Genomic DNA, 20,366 nt, shown 5'->3' with positions numbered 1-20,366 from the left:
GAGAAATCTGCATTGTAAATATAGATCTCTCCATTCCGTTGCACTTCAGTCGAGATGACGACTTATCTTTAGCAAGCTACCAATGTGACAAACGATTTGATAAAAATATTATGAAATACAAAGTAAACGAAAAAGGATATTATGGAGATTTTGGAGGGGCATACATCCCCGAAATGCTTTATCCGAACGTAGAAGAATTGCGTCAAAACTATTTAAAAATTATTGATGATGCCGGTTTTCAAAAGGAATTTCATCAGTTATTAAAAGATTACGTTGGCCGTCCTTCACCTTTATATCTTGCAAAAAGATATTCGGAAAGATATGGTGCAAATATTTTCTTAAAAAGGGAAGATTTAAACCATACCGGTGCCCACAAGATCAACAATACCATCGGACAGATCTTACTGGCTGAAAAACTGGGTAAAAAAAGGATTATCGCTGAAACAGGTGCTGGTCAGCATGGTGTAGCTACGGCAACCGTATGTGCACTACGTAACCTGGAATGTGTCATCTACATGGGCGAGGTCGACATTGAGCGCCAGGCACCGAATGTAGCCCGAATGAAAATGCTGGGTGCAAAGGTTGTTCCGGCTAGTTCTGGAAGTAAAACTTTAAAAGATGCCACTAATGAGGCCATGCGCGACTGGATCAATAACCCGGTAGATACGCATTACATCATCGGTTCGGTAGTAGGGCCACACCCTTACCCTGATATGGTGGCGATTTTTCAATCCATTATTTCAGAAGAAACTAAAAAACAGCTCATAGAACAGACCGGTAACGACCAGCCTGATTATGTGTTGGCCTGCGTGGGTGGTGGAAGTAACGCCATGGGCATGTTCTACCATTTTATGGATGACGAAAATGTTAAACTCATTGCTGTTGAAGCAGCCGGAAAAGGCGTATCGAGCGGATTTTCGGCAGCCACCACTTATTTGGGAAAAGAAGGTGTGCTCCATGGCAGCAGAAGTATTTTGATGCAAACACCAGATGGGCAGGTTGTAGAACCACATTCGGTTTCTGCAGGATTAGATTATCCGGGTATTGGCCCACAACATGCGCATTTGTTTAAAACCGGTCGCGGGCAATATGTTTCCATTACCGATGAAGAAAGTTTAGATGCCGGTTTGCTTTGTACGCAACTGGAAGGGATTATTCCTGCGATCGAAAGTGCACACGCATTGGCTTATTTAGAGAAAATGGAATTTAAAGGTGGCGAAAACGTAGTGGTTTGCCTGTCAGGCCGTGGCGATAAGGATCTGGATACTTATATTAAATATTTTAACTTATAACCCCTAAATCCCCTGAAGGGGGACTTTTGAGGTAATTTTTCACACAATAATAACGCCCCTTTAGGGGTTTGGGGTATGAACCGAATTAAACAACTCTTCCAGGAGAAGAAAAACATATTATCAATTTATTATACCGCTGGTTATCCAAATACTGGCGATACCATTCAAATTGCCGAAGCACTGGAAAAATCAGGTGCTGACATGCTCGAAATCGGGTTTCCTTATTCCGATCCTGTTGCAGATGGCCCGGTAATCCAGGCGAGCAGCAAGCAATCATTAGATCAGGGCATGACGCTGAAACTGCTTTTCGAACAGTTGAAAGACTTGCGTAAGACCGTTACCATTCCTGTTTTGTTAATGGGTTATGTAAACCCTGTTTTGCAGTTTGGAGTAGAAAAATTCTGCGAAGCCTGCGCCGAAGTAGGAGTAGATGGCTGTATTGTTCCCGATTTGCCAATGGTAGAGTACGAAGAATTTTATAAAGATTGCTTCGAAAAACATAACCTGAGCAATGTGTTTTTAATTACGCCTCAAACGGCTGAAGAACGGATCCATAAAATTGATGGTTTAACCAATGGCTTTATCTATTTGTTATCGTCATCAGCTACTACGGGTAAAAACCTCGAAGTTGGCGATACCACCGAAGCCTATTTCGGCAGAATTAAAAACCTGAACCTGAAAAATCCAACGATGATCGGTTTCGGGATCAGTGATAAACAAACTTTCGATAAAGCCTGTTCGTATGCCAATGGTGCTATTATTGGTACTGCTTTCGTTAAAGCCATCACTGATGGAAATTTAGAAGAAAGTGTAAGTACTTTTATGAAGAAGTTTAAAGGATAGTATTTTAACCGCCAAGGCACGTTCAGTCGGTTCGTTATTTCGACCGTAATGGAGAATCTAACTAGATAGATCTCTCCATTTCGCTGCGCTTCAGTCGAGATGACGATCAATCTCTCAGGTCGTCATCCTAAACTTGTTTTACTGCGTAGCTTTCCGCTTCGCTCCAGGTTAGGGGCTTAGTGGTTAAATTTTACCATAGTTTCTTTTTACCATATAAGGAATGTAAGAACACATTAGGTAGCGCTTATATATAACTTATATGCCTTATATGGTTCAGTCTTTTGACGGCCATTATTACTAAGGCCGTCACCCTGAACTTGTTTCAGGGTCTTTCATGCTAAGATACATTTCTACACTTAGTCGAAATGGTATTTTTTTCCTAAATTAGCGCCATTAAAATCTCTTTATAAAATATAACTCAAACAGAATTCAATTCTGATATTCCCTTATCGTTCTGATCAAGGGATAAACTATTATTTTCTAAAATTTTATAAAGAACATCATGCAAGATTTAAAAATTGCTTTAATCGGTGCTACAGGTAAAGCTGGTATTTATATTTTAAAAGCACTATTGGCGCAAAACATCAGGGTGAAAGCTCTTATCAGAAATCCTGAAAAACTTCAGATTCATCATGCTTCGCTGGAAATCGTAATTGGCGATGTAAAAGATGCCGAAACAGTACACGCGCTTATCGAGGGATGCAATATCGTAATCAGTGCGTTGGGTATGGGACAACCCGCCAGTGAAAAAACAATTTTTACGCAATCAACAGTTAATATTCTAAAAGCAATGAAGGCTTTAGGTCTGAAACGTTATATCGTTATAACCGGTATTAATGTAGATAGTCCCGCTGATGAAAAGGATGCCAAAACCCAATTCGCGACCAAATGGATGTACGACAATTATCCGGTTTCTACTGCAGATAGACAAAAGGAATATGAATTTTTAACCGCAAGCAACCTCGATTGGACGCTAATCCGTTTACCCTTAATTATACAAACTGATGAGCTAACTCACATTAGTACCAGTCTGACCAATTGCGATGGCGACCAGATTAATGCTTCTAATTTGGCGAGGTTTATTATTGATCAGTTAGGGAAGGCAACATTTATAAATCAAGCCCCTTTTATTTGGAATAGTTAGGTTTTTTTGCCACTAAGACACTAAGAAATTTGCTTTTTGTTCTTTGTAACTTGGTGGTAAAAATTTTATAGTTTCTTTACCATATAAGAACATATAAGGCATTTCGCTTATATGTTCTTATATGCCTTATATGGTTCAGTCTTTTTACGACTATTGCTAAGGCACAATACTTTGCGTTCTTTGTAGCCTGGTAGTTAATCTTTTCTCCGCTGGCATCGTCATTCCCAACTTGATTGGGAATCCTAATGCCATGTTAGGGGTTTGTAGGTTTCATTAAGATTCACGCCCGCGAGGGAAAGACGATAGGTTATAGCGATAGTATTAAGATTGCTTCCCCGAAAAGTCGGGGCAGGCTGTCGGCTGAAAAAGCCTTCTTATAATGACGATTACTCTTGCAGCCCGTCACCTTGAACTTGTTTCAGGGGCTTGTGCTTAAAATTTTTACCAGCTTCTTTTTACCGTATAAGAAATATAAGAACATATTTGGTATTTAGCTTATATGTAACTTATATGCCTTATATGGTTCAGTCTTTTTACAACTATTACTAAGGCACAATACTTTGTGTTCTTTGTAGCCTGGTAGTTAATCTTTTCTCCGCTGCATCGTCATTCCCAACTTGATTGGGAATCCTAATGCCTTAGTATGGGTTTGTAGGTTGCATTAAGGTTCCCGCCTGCGCCTATCGTGTGGACACAATTGATTATAACATTCTTCTATCGCTCTATGCCGCGGGGCATGGTACTTTGGAGCGCCAAAGTACCCAAAGCGCTTTGTCATCCGATGGCTATCGGATCCAGCAATGGGCCTTTTTGCGCAAGTCCAAGCACATCAAAAAAACAGCGGCACTTTGTTTTGTGTCTGGAGGTGGTTAGCGAGTATTAGTGGGTCGCTCTAGACACAAAACTCACTGCGTTTCAGGTTTGGTAGTGCTAGTTGTACTGATTTGCAACTGTTTTTTTGATTTATCCGGCCCTTGGGATTGCCGGCGTCCTTTGGTAAGGTGGGTGGTTTTATTAAAGTAAGTTAGCAAAACGCCTGAAATCAATTTCTAATTGATGTGTCCTAATAATAACATGCCTTAAAATGACGATATTTTGAATAGATTTACCTATTCACCCAATCCTCATAACTCATCTCAAATTTCACTTCACCTTTGTTTACCATACCTACTTTTTTCCAGCATTGCCGGCTATAAAATTCTTCTGCACGGGTATTGGGCGATGTGCCCAGCCAAACCGGCTCTTGCGTTTGATCGAAATACCAATCCATCATTAACCGGTGCAGTTCTTTGCCAATGCCTTTGCCTTCAAATTCCGGCCGAAGGAATAAAGCCCAGATATTATGCTCCTTTAAATCTACAATGGAGAAACCCACTACTTCTCCATCTACTTCGCAAACCCATCCCTTACCACGTTGCGTAATAAATTCTTCGCAATCTTTGTCAGTAACCAAAGCAGGATCAGACAAAATGTTCTCTTTTACAGAATGCCTGACAATTTGTATCCCAGGGATGTCAGTCAGGTGTGCTTCACGGAATATCATGGTACTAAGATAATGATTGGTTGGCATTTATGATCATCCTGTGCTGGAAGGATCATTGCGGGTAATCATCAAGGCTTCTCCCTGAAATAGTTAAACATTTAAAATTAACTGGATTGATTCAATCGTTTTGGAGCGCAATCGGAGCACGCCAGGTAACTGGTTTATTTTATTTAATTGGTGCAATATTTTGGAGCGCAAATGCAGTGCTCATTGGTTACTATGTTCCCGCTTTCCTTTCTGCCCCAATGAAATATCGTGGGCATCCATTCAATCGGGGCTAGACACAAAGTTTTTCGCCAATAGGAGTAAGCTAAAGTTTAATAAACCTGACAGCAGCGGCAGCCCCGTCCCGATTTTACATCGGGATCATGAGGGCTACAGCGAATGGCGGGACTTTCGGATCCGATAAACACAGGAACCTGCTTTTCAAAAAATACTTCGTTTCTGTAACAGCCATAACAGAATATGTGGTGAACTGGAGAACTGCACTGCCAAAAAGGCGCTGCACTTGTTCTTTAAAATAAAAAATGTCAGTCGTGTCAGTTGGAAAAAATGTTGACATTATTTTTTTTCAAAATATCACCTTGAATAAAAAACCTGGTTTAAATACAAATGGAGCGTATTTTATTTTTGAAAAATTCTATATGACAAATGCATGATTGTCAATTCCCGAATTGGTTCTACATTTGCTTAACGGTGTTAGATTATTTACACCTAATATTCCAGTCATGGGAAGTAAAGAAAGAATTCTACGTTTAAAAGATGAAACCAGAACCAAAATTCTGGATGCTGCCTTGAACATTGTGCAAACAGAGGGATGGCAGGCATTGAGTATGCGTAAAATTGCCGACCAGATTGAATATACTGCACCAATTATTTACGAATATTTTTCTAACAAAGACGGCATCTTACTGGAACTCACCAGAAGGGGATACTTAATACTGGGGAAAGATATCCGCGAGGCCAGGGATCAGCACGAATCTCCGGAAGATAAAATGGAAGCCATGTGGATTGCCTACTGGAACTTCGCCTTTACCCACAAGGAATTTTATCAGTTGATGTATGGTGTGGATATGGTTTGTTGTACCGTTAAAAATTCATTGCCTGAAGCCGAAAGTGTAAGCAGTATGCTGGGCGATGTGATCGAATCCTTATTCGAAAAGAAACCGGTTTATGATGATGATATCTGTATGAAGTATTATACCTATTGGTCCATCATCCATGGTTTAATTTCCATTAACCTGGTTCGACCAAATGGAAGAACGACCGACGAGCTAAACCAACAGATTTTGAAAGACGCCATTAAAGGCATTACATTATCTATTAACAGTTAAAAATATTTTTTTTACACCGTAATTTAACACTGTTAAATTATTATACACTTTAATTCCAATTAAATTTAATCATATGAAATCTCTACACCGCTTGTATCCCTTACTTAACACCGTTAAATGGTTTAATAGTATTAAGTTATTGTTAACAATTTCTCTTCTATCTATAATTTTGGTGAGTTGTAAGTCATCTCCCGATCAGGCTGCAGCCGCACCGCCACCACCGGCCTTGCCTGTAAGCGCCATTAATGCGAGTACAGAAACCACGTATATCGAATACCCGGCCTCCATTCAGGGTGCTGTTGATATCGATGTCCGTCCGCAGGTTAGTGGTTATTTACAAAGCGTTTTGGTTAACGAAGGCGCTTATGTAACTGCCGGACAAACCCTGTTTAAAATCAATGAAAACCCTTACCGCGAGGCTTTAAACAATGCCAAAGCCAGTTTACATGCTGCAGAAGCGGCTATTTTAAACGCTCAATTGGAAGTTGATAAATTAACACCACTTGTTCAGAATAAGGTAGTTTCTGATTTTCAGTTAAAAACAGCCAAAACGGCTTATAAAATTGCGCAGGCCAATGCCGAACAAGCCAGAGCCAGTGTTGCTTCGGCACAGATTAACTTAGGTTATACCAATGTTAAGGCTACCGTAAGCGGTTACATTGGCCGTATCCCTAAAAAACAGGGAAGTTTGGTTTCTCCAACTGATCAAACTGCATTAACGCAATTATCAGATATCCACGAAGTACATGTTTATTTCTCCCTTGCTGAAAACGACTTCAACAACTTTAACGCCAACTACCCGGGTAAAACGCCTGCCGACAGGATTAAACATTTACCGGCAGTAGAACTTTTACTGGCTGATAATTCCGCTTACCCGATTAAAGGTAAGATCGATATGATCGATGGTCAGTTTGATAAAAACACAGGTGCCATTACTTTAAGGGCCAGTTTCCCTAACGCAAGTGGCATTCTTCGCTCGGGTAATACCGGTAAGATCCGTTTAGGTTTACAGCACGATAATGCCATTCTGGTACCGCAGTCGTCGACAGTAGAAATGCAGGATAAAGTATTTGTATTTACTGTAGGCGATAGCAGTAAAGTGAAAAAACAAGCCATTACCATTGTGGGTAAAGCCGGCGAAAATTACCTGGTTAAAGACGGGGTAAAAGTTGGCGACCAGATCGTGTTGAGCGGCGTTGATAAATTACAGGAAGGTATGGTGATCCAACCTCAAAAAGCAGCAGATAAAGTAGCCGTTGCAAAAACAAAAAAATAACAAACCATTAAAGTTTAAGCAATCATGTTTCAGAAATTTATAGACAGGCCTGTACTTTCAACTGTTATTTCCATCTTATTGGTAATAGTTGGTATACTGGGCTTAACAAAGTTGCCCTTAGAGCGCTTTCCAAATATCGCACCTCCGTCGGTATTGGTAACCGCAGTGTACCCAGGGGCCAATGCCGAAACGATTTTACGTTCGGTAACTCCATCATTGGAGGAAGCCATTAATGGTGTGGAGAACATGACCTACATGACCTCCAGCGCCAGTAACGACGGTACCTTAGCGATTACCGTTTACTTTCAACAGGGTACCAACCCCGACCAGGCAGCGGTTAACGTGCAAAACCGGGTTTCGCAGGCCACCAGCCAGTTACCTGCAGAGGTTGTACAATATGGTATCACCACAACCAAACAGCAAAACAGTTTTATCGGGGCCATCGGGGTGTACTCAGAAGATCCGAAAAAATACGATGCCGTTTTTGTAAACAACTATGCGCAGATCAATATCATCCCTGAACTTAAACGTATCCCGGGTGTAGGTTCGGCCAGCGTATTTGGTGGTATTAAAGATTATTCAATGCGGATTTGGCTAAACCCAAGTCAATTGGCCACTTACAAAATTACACCCAATGAAGTGATCACCGCCATTCAGGACAAAAACCTGGAAGCAGCACCTGGTCGCTTTGGTGAGAGAAGCAGCGAAGCTTTTGAATATATCATTAAATATAAAGGTAAGCTTACCAAACCAGAGGAGTATCAAAATATTGCGATCCGCTCTAATTCTGATGGTTCTATATTACGTTTAAAAGATGTGGCCCGTGTAGAATTGGGTGCATACAGTTATGGTAGTGTGAACCGTTTAAACGGACACGATGGAATTACCATTGGTGTAATCCAGTTATCGGGCTCTAATGCCAACGAAATCCAGATTGCCATTGATAAACTGTTGGCAAAACTATCGAAAGATTTCCCTGCAGGTATTAAATACAATCAGTTTTACCGTACCAAAACCGATCTTGATGAATCCATCAACCAGGTGGAGCACACTTTGATCGAAGCCTTTTTACTCGTATTTATCGTGGTGTTTATCTTCCTTCAGGATTTCAGGTCTACCTTAATTCCGGCTATTGCCGTTCCGGTGGCGATTATCGGTACGTTCTTTTTCATGCAGTTATTCGGCTTCTCGGTTAATCTGTTAACCCTGTTTGCACTGGTGCTGGCCATTGGTATCGTGGTAGATGATGCAATTGTGGTGGTAGAAGCGGTGCATGCCAAAATGGAAGAAAATCCTTCGCTTAGTCCGAAAGAAGCAACTACCCAGGCGATGAGCGAAATTACCGGGGCCATTATATCGATTACCCTGGTTATGGCAGCGGTATTTTTACCGGTTGGCTTTATGACCGGCTCAACAGGTATCTTCTACAAACAGTTCGCCTTAACCATGGCCATCGCCATTATCATTTCGGCTGTTAACGCTTTAACTTTAAGTCCTGCATTGGCGGCCTTATTTTTAAAGAACAAACATGCCGAAGGTGGTCATAACGCGCCTAAAAAAGGTTTTGTAGAAAAGTTTTATGCAGGTTTTAATGGCGGGTTCAATTATATGACCAACCGTTATGTTGGCGGCTTGAAAGTACTGATCCGTAACAAATGGATCAGTATGGGCGGACTGGCCTTAATTGTTTTGGTTACTATTTTTCTGGTAGGCAGAACAAAAACAGGCTTTATTCCTACAGAGGATCAGGGTTTCGTGGCGATCGCGGTTGCCAGTCCATCAGGAACATCATTAGCCAATACCAATAAAATATTAAAACAGGCCGAAGCAGAGTTGAGGGCGATGCCATCAGCAAGATTTGTGATGTCGCTGGCGGGTTATAACTTTTTAACGGCATCCAACAGCCCATCGGCTGGACAGATTTTCTTATTGTTAAAACCAAATGACGAAAGAGGGGCGGTAAAAAATATCGATGAAATCCAAAATATTGTAAGGGCTAAAATGGCCGCCATATCTGCCGGTACCTTCTTTGTATTTAGTTTCCCAACCGTTCCGGGCTTTAGTAATGTAGAGGCCATGAACGTGATGTTACAGGATAAAACGAATGGTAGGCTGGATAAATTTAGTGGTGTAGCTAATAACTTTATCGGCAAGTTAATGACAAAACCGGCTATTGCTTATGCTTTTACTTCTTATAAAGCAGATTATCCGCAGTTGCAACTGGATGTTAACGACGAAAAAGCCGATCAACTGGGCGTAAGCAAAAAAGATATCCTGCAAACCATGCAGACTTATTTTGGTACTGCACAGGCATCAGATTTTAACCGCTTTGGTAAATACTATCGTGTGGTTGTTCAGGCTGATGTGGCCGACAGAACCGATCCGGCAAGTATCGACCGTGTGTTTGTGAAAAACAAAAACGGAGAAAGTGTGCCCATCAGTACCCTGGTTAAATTAACCCGTGTATATGGTTCTGAAACGGCTTCGCGTTATAACCTGTTTAACTCTATCGAGGTAAATGCAATCCCTAAACCAGGCTTCAGTTCTGGTGATGCAATTAAAGCGATAGAAGAAACCGCCAGAGAACAATTGCCAACCGGTTATGCTTACGAATTCTCGGGACAAACACGTGAGGAGATTTCTTCAGGCGGACAGTCTACAGTGATATTCCTGCTTTGTTTGGTGTTTGTTTACTTCTTATTATCAGCACAGTACGAGAGTTATATCCTGCCATTGGCGGTAATCTTATCTATCCCTACCGGTGTATTCGGTGTGTTTGTGGTATTAGGCTTAACCGGTATCGAAAATAACATTTATGTGCAGGTAGCATTGATCATGCTTATCGGGTTGCTGGCTAAAAACGCCATCCTGATTGTGGAGTTTGCGGTGCAGCGACGAAAGGCAGGACTCAGTTTGGTTGATTCGGCTATAGAAGCAGCAAGATTAAGGATCAGACCGATCATTATGACCTCACTGGCCTTTGTGTTTGGTTTGTTCCCGATGAGTATTGCAACAGGTCCATCAGCACAGGGTAACCACTCCATCAGTATCGGTGCAGCAGGGGGTATGGTATCGGGCGTAATTTTAGGTTTGTTCATCATTCCGGTACTCTTTGTCATCTTCCAGGCTTTACAGGAAAAAATATCAAAAAAATCAAGAAATGAGGTTGTTCACCACCATGGAGAACCTGTAAATAATAATCATGTAGTTTATGAAACGGTTTAATATCATTACCATCCTGCTCCTTGCTTTAATCTGGAGCGGATGTTCGGTTTCGAAAGATACAGCCCTGCCCAATATTGCGCCAGGCTTATTCAGAAATTCATTGCCTAAAGATTCTTCGAGTGTTGGCAGTATGCCATTGAAGAGTTTTATCAACGACCTTACTGTTCAAAATTTAATTGATACAGCTTTGGTTAAAAATTACGATATGCAGATTGCATTGAAAAATATCGATGCTGCTGAAGTATTGTTTAAACAATCAAAACTGGGTTATTTACCTGAATTGAAATTACAGGTGTCGGCAAATTCGAGCCGCCCGAGTGATAACAGTTTAAATGGCTTAAGCCTGAACCAGTTTACAGGTTCCACACACATCGAAGATTATAATGCGAATCTGGGTTTGGTTTGGGAAGCCGATATCTGGGGTAAAATCCGCAATCAAAAAGCTGGCGCTTTAGCCAGTTTTTTGCAGACAGAAGAGGCACGTAAAGCCGTTCAAACCCGTTTAGTGGCCAATGTTGCACAAGGTTATTACAACCTGTTAATGCTCGATGCGCAATTGGAAATCGCGAAAAAGAACTTAAAACTGAACGACAGTACCTTAAGGATTATCAATTTACAGTTCGATGCTGGTCAGGTAACTTCGCTGGCGATACAGCAGGCGCAGGCACAGCAGTTAAATGCAGCACAGTTGATCCCACGTTTAGAGCAGAGTGTAACCTTACAGGAAAATGCTTTAAGTGTACTGATTGGTACTTTGCCTAAAGCCATTAAGCGCGAGAGCCGTTTGGATAATATGACTATCCCGCAAGACCTGAATGCAGGTTTCCCTTCATCGATGTTAAGCCGCAGGCCTGATATTAAAAGTGCAGAGCTGGCTTTAACCGTTGCCAATGCAAGGGTTGGGGTGGCTAAAGCCAGTTTATATCCTTCATTGGTGATTACCGCAAGCGGAGGCATCAACTCTTTTAAAGCCAGCAACTGGTTTAATGTACCGGCATCGTTGTTCGGTTTGGTTGGGGCAGGGATTACCCAGCCTATTTTTCAAAGAGGTCAGTTAAAAAGCAATTTAGAGCTGGCTAAAATCGACCGTGAGAAATCGGTGATCCAGTTCCGTCAGTCGGTATTAAATGCAGTTGGCGAAGTTTCTGATGAGTTAACGAAAGTAGAGAAGTTAAAAACGCAATATAGCATTGCGGAGAAAAGGGCACAAACTTTACAACAGGCATCAAGAAATGCAAGTTTGTTATTTAAAAGTGGTATGGCTAATTATTTAGAGGTGATTACCGCACAGGGCAATTTATTGCAGAGCGAACTGGAATTAACTACGATTAAAACAGAGCAGCTGAATGCTGTTGTTGGTTTGTATCGCTCGTTAGGCGGCGGCTGGAATTAATTTGTAAAATACTATAGCTAAGCCTATAACATCTTTAAGGTTTTATAGGCTTGTGTATAAATTTAGGCACTAAGGACGCGATGTTCTTGGTGCTTTTTTTGTGGTTAAAAAATGTTTCTATGACGCTCGCTATATAGTGCGGTCGTCATTCCCGCGCAGGCGGGAACCACGAAGTGCTCAGCGAAGCTAATCTTAATGCTTTCGCTCGGTCTTGCCGTATTGTTTTCTGTCATCCTGAGGTACGAAGGATCTTTTAATTGCCGTTATCGCGAACAATCCGTCATTTCGACCGTAGCGGAGAAATCTTTTAAGTTAGGTTAATAGGGTGCATTTTTTCCCTCAGCTCGGGCTTGCCTCGGTTCGCCGCCACCGAGGGGCTCTTACCTTTTTCTTGATAAAAAGGTAACCAAAAATCAAGGCTCGCATCCTTTCTTGTAAAAAGCGACGGAAATCTCAATTGCGGCAGCATCGAGGCTCTTACCCTTGCTTTTCCCCCCGCTCCCGCTTTGATCCTGCCTGGGGCTGTGGGGTTATGAGGGGGGGACTGCAAAGATTTCCGTGCTTTTTCCTGCGAAAATCTGCCATGCCGGATAGCAGGGAGCAGATAGCATGGGGCAGTGGATTTATCGCGTTCTTTCAATCGCGGTCAATTCATCATCGTTGTATTTTCCTCCCGTTTTTGTCATCCTGAGCGTAGTCGAAGGATATCCTTCCATCATATCCCAGGCCGGGTAGCAGGGAGCAGAGAATCATTCGCGTTATCTAAATCACGATGAATCCGTCATTGCGAGAAGGCTTTTTCAGCCGACGAAGCAATCTCATTAGTAATGTTTTTATCATTAAGTCATTCCGCCTCGATCAATTCGTCATCTCGACCGTAGCGGAGAGATCTTTTAAATTTGATTTCAATAACATGGTACAAAGATCTCTCCATTCCGTTGCACTCCAGTCGAGATGACGACCCTTTTATTAGAATCCTTTATCTCAACAGGTCGTCATCCGATAGCTATAGAATCCCGCGCAGGCGGGAGCCATGATTGCTCAGCGAGGCTAATCTTAATACGCTTTCTTTTCTTTGCCCTCAGCTCGGGCTTGCCTCGGTTCGCCGCCACCGAGGGGGCTCTTTCTTTTCTCTTGATAGAAAAGAAACAAACCTGAGCGCAGCGAAAGCATGCCTGCCGTTGAAAACAACAAACACAAAGGCATAACTGAAAGACTTGGATCTGATGTCGGATAAATTCGTCAAAGCTTTGAGGTCGCCGGCACAAGCCCTCCCGAAGAATGTTCGGGACAAGCTTATCAAGGATCGGGGAGGGCGTGCTGCCTCTGGGCAGTGGTAGGTCGAAAGGAGGTGCAAAAGCTTTAACGTCCTGAGCGTAGTCGAAGGATCTCCTTCCATCATTTCCTAGGCCGGATAGCATGGAGCAGATTGCATGGAGCAGTGGATTTATCGCGTTCTTTCAATCGCGATCAATTCATCCTCCTTGTATTTTCCTCCGGTTTTTTGTCATCCTGAGCGTAGTCGAAGGATCTCCTTCCATCATATCCCAGGCCGGGTAGCAGGGTGCAGATCGCATGGTGCCTGATAGTTGTTCAACCAATAAATCCTTCATTACCGCGCAGACGGGAATCTTAATGCGTAGCTCAGACTTTGCAGTCGTTAGTTCAGACGTTGCAGTCGACAGTTCAGACGTTGCGGTCGGTAGTTCAGAGGTTGCGGTCGACAGTTCAAACGTTGCAGTCGATAGTTCAGACGTTGCAGTCGGTAGTTCAAACGTTGCGGTCGTTAGTTCAGACGTTACAGTCGATAGTTCAGAGGTTGCAGTCGATAGTTCAGACTTTGCGGTCGATAGTTCAGACTTTGCGGTCGATAGTTCAGACTTTGCAGTCAGTAGTTCAGGCTTTGCAGTCGGTAGTTCAGAGTTTGCAGTCGGTAGTTCAGACTTTACGGTCGATAGTTCAGACTTTACGGTCGATAGTTCAGACTTTGCGGTCGACAGTTCAAACGTTGCGGTGGATAGTTCAGAGGTTGCGGTCGATAGTTCAGAGGTTGCGGTCGATAGTTCAGAGGTTGCAGTCGACAGTTCAGACGTTGCGGTCGATAGTTCAGACGTTGCAGCAGGTAGTTTAGCGGTTATAGGAGAGAGTTGAGGAGATGCAATGAGCCATTTTACCGCTAAGTATGGCCTTAAAGAGAAACAGCAACCCGTTTGGTGCCTGTTAAATGGAAATAGGGAAATAAATTAGGGATGATTTTTTTAGGGTATTATGAGTATTTTAAGTCAGGTTTCGGACCGGAATACCCGAAATTTGTTTGTATTGGGGGCTGGTTGAGCCAAAAACAGATCTCACATAGTTTTTCACATCCTGCGCCAGGGCCACTATACCCGTTTCTGCATCATAAAGCACATTGTTGCGGTTAATGCGCAGGTTGCTCAACTGCGAGGTGTTGGCTACCACATCGCGGTTTTTCTGCAATAAATCGTTATATAAAGTGGTGAGGCTGGCCAGCTGCAAATCTACCTCGTTAGGGGCGTACTGTGGTATGGTGGCTAAAAGTTTAATCTGCTTATCTAACGTATCGAGGAGGTTATCGTAACTCTGTTGCGAGGCCGAAACCTGGTTAACCACCGTACCGCTGGCGGCCAGGTTATTTTTTTCTTCGGCGGTGAGTTTGGCGCTTGCCCTTTGCCCCTGTATTTTGCGGTGGTGGCTTACGGCATTATCCAATACCTGTTGCGGTACACTGTTGGCCTTAACGGCACTCAGCACACGGGTACTCAACTTTTTTAAGGGGGCAAAAGCCAGATCGCGCAGGGCTATGGCGTTGCTGTTTTTAGCGGCAGCATCGTGCACCTGCTCGTTAATGGTTTTGGCTGCGGAGGCCTTTTCGGTTAAAGCACTCAACTGGATGTTGGCATTGCTGGGGTTGTACACCGCGCCATAACCGGTTACATAACTTAAAAGGGTTTCGAAGTTGGCTACGTTTTTGGCGTGGCCGGTTTCATTCGTTTTAGACATAATTTGTAGTTTTAAAAAGTAAATAAAATAGATTAATTGGCATTAAGTTAATATTATTTTATTTACAACTAAAAGGAGTGGAGAGATTTTTTTTTAAGGAATGGGGGAAACCGTAGGAAATGATGGATTGAATAGGGGAGGTTTGGTCTGTTAAATTTTTAAAACCAAATCTTATGGCTTATTACAGATTAAATCTTAACCGTCAATCTAATGGCGATCATGAGGTACACGAACAGGGATGTACCTATTATCCAACACAAAATTATGACAGCTTAGGCAGCCATGATTCTTGCAAGTCGGCAGTGAGTAAAGCAAAAAAGGAATATCCAGACAAACAAATTAATGGATGTTACTATTGTTCAAGGTCGTGCCATACAAGTTAGTTAGCTAAATTAAATTATTGACGGCCCCTTTGCAAAGAGGGGCTTTATTTATCTGTTTTTAGCCCAAATTCACCTTTTGCAGCAAGTAATTAATTTATTAACTTGCGGAAATCAAACCCTAATACTTTGAATGATTAACGAACTCAATCAAAACCCTGAACAACAAGCTCGTGATAAAATCGATGCCATGCTACAGGAAGTAGGTTGGCATGTGCAATCTAAAAATAACATTGATTTTAGTGTAGGTTTGGGCGTTGCTATTCGTGAATATCAGACCAGTGTAGGCCCAGCAGATTATGTGCTTTTTGTCAATCAAAAACCTTTGGGATTAATTGAAGCAAAAAAAGAAAATGAGGGCCATCGACTCACTGTTGTGGAAGAGCAATCGAAAGAATATGCAAGTGCCTCGCTTAAGTTTTTCAAGAATACAGAAGGATTAAAATACATCTACGAGAGTACAGGTGTTCTTACCCGTTTTACTGATTATACTGACCCGAAACCTCGTGGCAGAAATGTTTTCAGTTTCCATAAGCCAGAAACGTTGTTGGAATGGTCGAAAAGAGAAAAAAGTCTGCGGGGCAGATTTGCAGATTATCCTGTGTTGGATGAAACAAATTTGCGCCTGGCGCAGATTATTGCCATTAATAATTTGGAGAAATCTTTTAAAGGCAACCGTCCAAAAGCATTGATTCAAATGGCGACTGGCGCGGGTAAAACCTTTACTGCTGCTACTTTTATTTACCGTTTGTTGAAATTTGCAAAAGCTAAACGCATTCTGTTTTTAGTCGATACGAAAAACTTAGGCGAACAGGCCGAGCAGGAGTTCAGAGCGTACCAACCGCAGGATGATAACCGTAAGTTTACAGAGTTGTACAATGTGCAACGATTGACATCAAGCTATATTGCTGATGAAAGTCAGGTTTGTATTTCTACCATTCAGCGAATGTATTCTATTTTGCAGGGTGAGGAAATGGACGAGGATGAAGATGTAGTCAATCCCAATGAAAATTCTGGCTGGATAGAAAAACAGTTGGCAAAAAAAGAGGCCATTCCGGTTGCCTACAATCCAAAAGTTCCTATTGAGCAGTTTGATTTTATTATAATCGATGAATGCCACCGTTCTATTTACAACCTTTGGAAACAGGTTTTGGATTATTTTGATGCCTTCCTGGTGGGCTTAACCGCAACGCCCGATAAAAGAACTTTTGGTTTCTTTAATGAAAATGTAGTCAGTCAGTATACTTACGAAGAATCGGTGATTGATGGCGTGAACGTTCCTTACGACGTTTATTTAATCGAAACCGATATTTCCACCAAAGGCGCTTTGATTGAAAAAGGTTGGTTTGTAGATAGAAGAAATAAACTCTCAAGAGCTAAACGCTGGCAACAGGAAGATGAAGACACCGCTTATCTGCGCAATGATTTAGATAAAAAGGTAGTCAACATCAGCCAAATCAGAACGATTATTACGGCTTATAAAGATGCTTTGAGAAAAGATATTTTCCCGAATCGTTTTGATGAAAACGGCGAATATGAAGTGCCTAAAACTTTGATTTTTGCCAAAACCGATAGCCATGCCGATGACATCATCAACATCATCAGAGAGGTATTTGAAGAAGGCAATGACTTCTGTAAAAAGGTAACCTATAAAATAGAAGAAGACCCAAAATCGGTTTTGAACCGTTTTAGAAATCAGTATAATCCACGTATTGCTGTAACGGTAGATATGATTGCGACTGGAACCGATGTGAAACCTTTGGAGGTGTTGCTGTTTATGCGGGACGTGAGAAGCATCAATTATTTTGAACAAATGAAAGGGCGTGGTACCCGTACCATTTCTGCCGATAAGTTAAAACTGGTGACCAAAACTGCCGATGCTAAAACACACTTCGTGATTGTAGACGCAGTAGGTGCCACTAAATCTAAAAAGACTGACAGCCGTCCGCTAGAGCGACAGCCAACTATTCCGTTAAAAGATTTGTTGCAAGCCGTAACAATGGGCGTGCAGGAAGAAGATGTGTATCTTTCTTTGGCAAACCGACTCATCCGTTTGGAGAAACAACTTACTGAGGCCGAAAAAGAGAAAATACAGGAACTGGCAAAAGGCAAAAGCTTAAAGCAGATGACCCGTGAACTCATTGAGGCTTTTGATGCGGATGTAATTGCCGATAAAGCAAAAGCCATTATCGCACAAATTCCCATAGATGAACGTACGCCTGCAAAAGAAGAGCAGGCCAGAGCAGAAGCGCAGGAAGCTTTGCTGAGAACCGCATCACTCACCTTTAACGGCAAACTGAACGACCATATTGATAATGTACGCAAACAGCACGACCAGATTATTGACCATATTAATCTGGATGAAGTAACCAAAGCAGAATGGGATACCGAATCGGTGGACAAAGCCAAAGCATTGATTAACGATTTCAGCGAATACCTGAAAGCCAACAAAGACGAGATACAGGCGCTGAGTATTTTCTACGACCAGCCTTATAACCGCCGCAACATTACTTTTAAGATGATAAAAGAAGTAATGGATAAACTGAAACTGGAAAAACCCCTGTTGGCTCCGGCTCACGTTTGGAGTGCTTATGCGGGTATAGAAGAAGTAAAAAGCGATTGCCCGAAAGATGAACTGACGGCATTGGTTTCTTTGATTAGAAAAGTGTGTGGCATAGATGAAGAACTGAAACCTTTTGATAAAACCATTGACGAGAATTTTAAGCGTTGGATTTTTGCACAAAATGCCGGACAGCACAACCGCTTTAGTACCGAGCAGATGGAATGGCTGCGAATGATAAAAGACCACATTGTAAGTTCTTACCATATTGAGCTGGATGATTTGGATTATAATCCGTTTGACAGCAAAGGCGGAAGAGGAAAGATGTACCAATTGTTTGGTAACGAAATGAATAGTATTATTAATGAATTAAATGAAGCTTTGGCTGCATAATGAGAGAAGATTGGATAGAATGTGAAATTGGAGATGTTTTTGACGTAGTAACTGGAAATACTCCATCAAAAGCAAATCCATTACTATATGGCGGGAATATTCCCTTTATAAAACCACCAGAAATTAATAATAAAGAGGTAGAAGATGCATCAGAATTTTTAACAGAAGAGGGAGCTAAAGTTGCAAGAATTTTGCCTAAATATTCCGTATTAATTACCTGTATTGGCAACTTGGGTAGGGTCGCAATGAACTCGAAATTTGAAGTTGCATTTAATCAGCAAATAAATGCTTTAAAGCCTAATAAATTCGTCTATCCTAAATACATTTATTACAAGGCACAATCAAGTAACTTTAGAAATCAGTTAGAAGAATTAAGTACAGGGGTTACGGTTTCCCTTGTTAATAAAACAAACTTTTCTAAAGTTAGATTTCCTTTGCCACCTCTTCCCGAACAACGAGCCATTGTTAAAAAATTAGAAAGTTTATTTAGCAGTTTAGATGCCGGTGTTGCCGATTTAAAAAAAGCACAACAGCAATTAAAAATTTACAGGCAAGCGGTTTTGAAAAAGGCTTTTGATAGCGTTAACAATTTTAAAACCATCATTGAAATTGCTAGTGTGAATACTGGTTCAACGCCAAAAAGAGGAACAAATAAATATTGGGATGGAGGAACAATCCCTTGGGTAACGAGCGGTTCTTTAAATGAATTATTCGTAGATAAGGCAGACGAATATATAACTGAAGTTGCACTAAAAGAAACAAACTGTAAAGTAATTCCTATTGGTTCTCTTTTAATTGCAATGTATGGTGAAGGAAAAACTCGTGGAAAATGCTCTGAACTGAAAATTGGTGCTGCAACAAATCAAGCTATTGCTTGTGTGACAATTAAAGATGAGTTTCTATACTCGAAGAGTTTTGTAAAATGGTTTTTTATCAAAAATTATCAAGATATAAGACTATTGTCAAATGGAGGAGTGCAGCCAAATCTGAACTTAAGTATCATTAAAAACACTGTAATTCCGTTTCCTGGAAAAGAGGAACAAAAAGAAATCGTCAAACAAATCGAATCCCGCTTATCTGTTTGTGATTCCATAGAACAAAACATCAAAGAAAGTTTAGAAAAAGCAGAAGTCTTGCGCCAGAGCATTCTTAAAAAAGCATTTGAAGGTAATTTGTTAACCGCACAGGAATTGGCAGAATGTAAACTGGCTACGGATTATGAACCTGCGAGTGTGTTGTTGGAAAGGATAAAAGCGGAGCAGAACAAAGCAACGGCAAAGCCAGGTAAAAAGAAAGTCACTCAACCTTTAGTTGTGGCTAAAGTAGAAACTCCAGTTTTAAAAATATCAGCGGACATTCACGCAGGTTTAATAGCCAAAGTAATTAAAATTCACGAAGAAAATCCCGCATCAATTGATAACTTAAGTCACATCAAATGCGAGAAGATTGCGCATTTAGTTGAATACCATTTACAGATTCCATTGGGCAGACAGCCTGTAAAAGATGCAGCGGGTCCCGATGATTATCCGCACTTGAAGAAAATAGAACATCGTGCAAAAATGGCTAACTATTTTGCTATACAAAAGAAAGATATTGGCTATTCCTATTCTTCGGCAAAAAATTCAGATAAGGCTATTGAGAAATTTCAGTCTGCACTTTCAGATGAAGAGAATAAACAGTTAGATGGTTTAATTGCTTTATTTCTAAACTTCGATTTAGAAGTCTCAGAAATTATCGCCACCACTTATGCCGGATGGAACAATCTGATTCTTATTGGAAATGCAAATCCATCAGATGAGGAAATCGTTTATGAATCAAGAGAGAACTGGTCAGAACGAAAATTAAAGATTGCAAGAGAACGCTTTTTCAAGGCGATTGAATGGATGCGTAAAAATGAAATAGTCCCAACAGGTTATGGAGCGGTAGTTCCTTTTCCGAAAAAGAAAAAGTAAAAAATAAAAA

General features: G+C 41.4%; 12 protein-coding genes. 10 read left to right on the top strand and 2 right to left on the bottom strand.

The genetic code is table 11. The features are described 5' to 3' along the window. The first annotated feature begins 110 nt into the window (after positions 1-110). The 3 genes from trpB (at position 111) to FFJ24_RS12880 (ending at position 3,279) form a co-directional block, all read left to right on the top strand. Positions 111-1,292 carry a tryptophan synthase subunit beta gene (gene trpB, locus FFJ24_RS12890; RefSeq protein WP_210419369.1) on the top strand — a complete coding sequence of 394 codons (1,182 nt, stop codon included), beginning with the start codon at positions 111-113 and terminating at the stop codon, positions 1,290-1,292. Between the two features lie 75 nt (positions 1,293-1,367). Next, entirely contained in the window at positions 1,368-2,135 is a 768-nt protein-coding gene (gene trpA, locus FFJ24_RS12885; RefSeq protein ID WP_138821877.1) for a tryptophan synthase subunit alpha, read from the top strand. Between the two features lie 502 nt (positions 2,136-2,637). Continuing rightward, entirely contained in the window at positions 2,638-3,279 is a 642-nt protein-coding gene (locus FFJ24_RS12880; RefSeq protein WP_138821876.1) for an NAD(P)-dependent oxidoreductase, read from the top strand. A gap of 1,105 nt (positions 3,280-4,384) precedes the next feature. Here the strand turns inward: FFJ24_RS12880 and FFJ24_RS12875 are convergent. Then, positions 4,385-4,822 carry a GNAT family N-acetyltransferase gene (locus tag FFJ24_RS12875; protein ID WP_138821875.1) on the bottom strand — a complete coding sequence of 146 codons (438 nt, stop codon included), beginning with the start codon at positions 4,820-4,822 and terminating at the stop codon, positions 4,385-4,387. A gap of 728 nt (positions 4,823-5,550) precedes the next feature. Between FFJ24_RS12875 and FFJ24_RS12870 the strand changes: the two genes are divergently transcribed. From FFJ24_RS12870 to FFJ24_RS12850, 5 genes are all read left to right on the top strand, one after another. After that, positions 5,551-6,156: a TetR/AcrR family transcriptional regulator gene (locus tag FFJ24_RS12870; protein ID WP_138821874.1), complete on the top strand. Its 606-nt coding sequence runs from the start codon at positions 5,551-5,553 to the stop codon at positions 6,154-6,156. A 73-nt stretch (positions 6,157-6,229) separates the two neighbouring features. Continuing rightward, positions 6,230-7,432 (top strand): efflux RND transporter periplasmic adaptor subunit, encoded by a 1,203-nt coding sequence (locus tag FFJ24_RS12865; RefSeq protein ID WP_138821873.1) that lies wholly within the window; start codon positions 6,230-6,232, stop codon positions 7,430-7,432. Positions 7,433-7,456: 24 nt separating this feature from the next. Next, positions 7,457-10,657 (top strand): efflux RND transporter permease subunit, encoded by a 3,201-nt coding sequence (locus FFJ24_RS12860; RefSeq protein WP_138821872.1) that lies wholly within the window; start codon positions 7,457-7,459, stop codon positions 10,655-10,657. Then, positions 10,644-12,050, top strand: a complete 1,407-nt coding sequence (locus FFJ24_RS12855; protein WP_138821871.1) for a TolC family protein — start codon at positions 10,644-10,646, stop codon at positions 12,048-12,050. Before FFJ24_RS12860 ends, FFJ24_RS12855 begins: the two co-directional genes overlap by 14 nt. 1,575 nt (positions 12,051-13,625) lie before the next feature. Then, positions 13,626-14,201, top strand: coding sequence for a hypothetical protein (locus FFJ24_RS12850; RefSeq protein WP_168202473.1), 576 nt, complete (start codon positions 13,626-13,628; stop codon positions 14,199-14,201). A 126-nt stretch (positions 14,202-14,327) separates the two neighbouring features. Here FFJ24_RS12850 and FFJ24_RS12845 read toward each other — a convergent pair whose 3' ends face one another. Beyond that, positions 14,328-15,071, bottom strand: a complete 744-nt coding sequence (locus tag FFJ24_RS12845) for a hypothetical protein (protein ID WP_138821869.1) — start codon at positions 15,069-15,071, stop codon at positions 14,328-14,330. 513 nt (positions 15,072-15,584) lie between these two features. On the opposite strand from FFJ24_RS12845, the gene FFJ24_RS12835 reads away from it, so the two are divergent. Beyond that, positions 15,585-18,404: a type I restriction-modification enzyme R subunit C-terminal domain-containing protein gene (locus FFJ24_RS12835; protein ID WP_138821867.1), complete on the top strand. Its 2,820-nt coding sequence runs from the start codon at positions 15,585-15,587 to the stop codon at positions 18,402-18,404. Continuing rightward, complete coding sequence (locus FFJ24_RS12830) at positions 18,404-20,356, top strand: restriction endonuclease subunit S (RefSeq protein WP_138821866.1); 1,953 nt, start codon at positions 18,404-18,406, stop codon at positions 20,354-20,356. Before FFJ24_RS12835 ends, FFJ24_RS12830 begins: the two co-directional genes overlap by 1 nt. The last annotated feature ends 10 nt before the right edge of the window (positions 20,357-20,366 follow it).

This window comes from Pedobacter sp. KBS0701 (assembly GCF_005938645.2).
Taxonomy (GTDB): domain Bacteria; phylum Bacteroidota; class Bacteroidia; order Sphingobacteriales; family Sphingobacteriaceae; genus Pedobacter.
This window is presented reverse-complemented; position numbering and strand designations above follow the sequence as displayed.

What these genes read in the sequence shown, in the direction of transcription:
- FFJ24_RS12830 (WP_138821866.1), top strand. Translation starts at nt 18,404, where the DNA reads ATGAGAGAAGATTGGATAGAATGTGAAATTGGAGATGTTTTTGACGTA.
- FFJ24_RS12875 (WP_138821875.1), bottom strand. Translation starts at nt 4,822, where the DNA reads ATGATATTCCGTGAAGCACACCTGACTGACATCCCTGGGATACAAATT.
- FFJ24_RS12870 (WP_138821874.1), top strand. Translation starts at nt 5,551, where the DNA reads ATGGGAAGTAAAGAAAGAATTCTACGTTTAAAAGATGAAACCAGAACC.
- FFJ24_RS12850 (WP_168202473.1), top strand. Translation starts at nt 13,626, where the DNA reads ATGGTGCCTGATAGTTGTTCAACCAATAAATCCTTCATTACCGCGCAG.
- FFJ24_RS12845 (WP_138821869.1), bottom strand. Translation starts at nt 15,071, where the DNA reads ATGTCTAAAACGAATGAAACCGGCCACGCCAAAAACGTAGCCAACTTC.
- FFJ24_RS12835 (WP_138821867.1), top strand. Translation starts at nt 15,585, where the DNA reads ATGATTAACGAACTCAATCAAAACCCTGAACAACAAGCTCGTGATAAA.
- FFJ24_RS12865 (WP_138821873.1), top strand. Translation starts at nt 6,230, where the DNA reads ATGAAATCTCTACACCGCTTGTATCCCTTACTTAACACCGTTAAATGG.
- trpB (WP_210419369.1), top strand. Translation starts at nt 111, where the DNA reads ATGAAATACAAAGTAAACGAAAAAGGATATTATGGAGATTTTGGAGGG.
- FFJ24_RS12855 (WP_138821871.1), top strand. Translation starts at nt 10,644, where the DNA reads ATGAAACGGTTTAATATCATTACCATCCTGCTCCTTGCTTTAATCTGG.
- trpA (WP_138821877.1), top strand. Translation starts at nt 1,368, where the DNA reads ATGAACCGAATTAAACAACTCTTCCAGGAGAAGAAAAACATATTATCA.
- FFJ24_RS12860 (WP_138821872.1), top strand. Translation starts at nt 7,457, where the DNA reads ATGTTTCAGAAATTTATAGACAGGCCTGTACTTTCAACTGTTATTTCC.
- FFJ24_RS12880 (WP_138821876.1), top strand. Translation starts at nt 2,638, where the DNA reads ATGCAAGATTTAAAAATTGCTTTAATCGGTGCTACAGGTAAAGCTGGT.